General features: G+C 69.1%; 1 protein-coding gene and 1 pseudogene. Both read left to right on the top strand.

Annotated elements, in window-relative coordinates; genetic code table 11:
- Nucleotides 1–530, top strand: a pseudogene (locus J2X67_RS27705) (hypothetical protein); the annotation flags it as partial.
- A gap of 41 nt (nt 531–571) precedes the next feature.
- Nucleotides 572–1,104: POTRA domain-containing protein (locus J2X67_RS27700; RefSeq protein WP_309958222.1), on the top strand; the 533-nt coding region annotated here is incomplete at its 3' end.

Here is a 1,104-nt window from a genome sequence, read left to right as displayed (position 1 = left end):
CCGGCTGCGCCACCAAGCTGACCCAGCCCATCACCGGCTACACCTGCTGCAACCTGCGCCCCGACTACGGCTGGGTCTCCAGCACCAACATGCTGGGCGGCCCCATCGTGCCGGCCGGTGAACCGGTGGTGCTCGACACCATGAAGCGCGACACCTACTTCTTCGGCACCATCGGTGGCGACTACGTCTCCCTGCGCGACGATGCCGCGCGCAGCAAAGAAGACGCCTTGCGCTGGGCGCGCCAGATCGTCGTGCCCACCGATCCCCGGGTGACGCTCGCCGGCTGGGAGCCCGAGGTGCAGAGGGCCGTGTATTCCGCCAAGGTCATGGTCGGCATGACCCGGCCCCAGGTGCTGATGGCGCTGAGCTATCCCTCCCGCAACGACACCAAGGACCTGAACGCCAGCACCTGGCGCTACTGGACGGTGCAGGAAGACGAGCCGGTCGATGTGCTCTTCGGCGCCGACGGCACCGTCAGCGGCTTCTCCGGCAAGCCGTCGGCGGTTCGCACGGTCGCATTCCGACGCTGATCAGCATGGTGCATTCTTGGAGCGTGCCTCGGCGCACGCGCATGGCGCTGGCCGCGGCCCTCGCTGTTTCTTCGTTGTGTGCGGTGGCGCAGCAGACGCCGACGACACCTCAGTCCTTCGTCGAACAGCAACGCCAGCAGGAACGCGAACGCGCCCTGCGCGAGCAGAACGAGCGCACCGTCGACCAGCGCCCGCAGGCGGCGCCGCCTGCACCGGTGGCCCGCATTCCCGAGACCGAAGTCCCGTGCTTTCGCATCGACCGCGTGCTGCTGGTCGGCGAGCAGGCCGAGGCCTTCCAGTGGGCTGTCTCTGATCTATCGGGCCCTGACGGCAACGATTCCCCGGTTGGCAGGTGTCTCGGAACCGCGGGCGTGAACGTCGTGCTCGCCCGCGCCCAGCAGGCGGCCATCGCGCGCGGCTTCGTCACCACGCGGGTACTCGCTGCGCCGCAGGATCTCTCCACCGGCACCTTGACCCTCTCGCTGGTGCCCGGGCGCATCGCGGCCATCCGCCTGACGCCGGATTCTTCGCCCACGCTGCTGGGCAGCGGCGCCTTGCTGGGTTCGGCCATTCC

The sequence above is a fragment of the Variovorax sp. 3319 genome, from assembly GCF_031456585.1.
Taxonomy (GTDB): Bacteria; Pseudomonadota; Gammaproteobacteria; order Burkholderiales; family Burkholderiaceae_C; genus Variovorax; species Variovorax paradoxus_P.
The sequence above is the reverse complement of the archived record's forward strand: the minus strand, read 5'-3'. Positions and strand labels throughout refer to the sequence as shown.